The organism is Paenibacillus sp. 05T425, from assembly GCF_056396205.1.
This window is the reverse complement of record NZ_JBFTLA010000051.1, coordinates 1-613: the sequence shown is the minus strand read 5'-3', so window position 1 is coordinate 613 and position 613 is coordinate 1. Positions and strand designations below refer to the sequence as shown.

The 613-nt window shown below is 63.5% G+C and carries 1 protein-coding gene; it reads right to left on the bottom strand.

The features are described from left to right. Positions 1–48: 48 nt before the first annotated feature. Positions 49–613, bottom strand: a 565-nt coding sequence (locus AC1DF0_RS31995; RefSeq protein WP_477577579.1) for a substrate binding domain-containing protein, incomplete at its 5' end; no start/stop codon positions are given.

Below are 613 nucleotides of genomic sequence, written 5' to 3'. Positions count from 1 at the left end.
GGTCAGCGCCGGTGAGTTGCCATCAAAACCACCCCACATTCACTCCGGTTAAAGGCCCACATCCCATGCCGGTTCTTCGGGAAATCTGAGCACCAGAAAATCCAGCATGCTGCGCAACGCCACCGGCATGTGCTTGCGTGAGGCATACACCGCATAGATGTTCATCTGACGGGGCTCGGCCTGGGGCAGCAGGCGGATCAGTTCGCCGCTGTGGATATGCATGCCGGCCAGGTAACTGGGCAGCATCGCCACCCCGGCGCCGGCSATCGCYGCGCGCARCAGCGTGCTGGCYTCGTTGGCGCTGATGTTGCCCTGYACCGGCACCGARACCKGTTCGCCATCCTGCTCGAAATGCCAGAGGCTTTTGCCGAAGTAGGARTGGGTCAGGCAATTGTGCAGGCTCAGGTCTTCGACCCGCTGCGGCGCCGGGTGCTCGCGCAGGTAAGCGGGGGAGGCGCAGATCACCGAGCGGCACACCGTCAGGCGCCGGGCGATCAGGTTCGGGTCCAGGTCGTTGCTGGTGCGGATGGCCAGGTCGATGCGCTCATCCACCAGGTTCACCGTGCGGTCGAGCATTTGCAGATCGATGCTTACGCCGGGGTAACGTTTGACG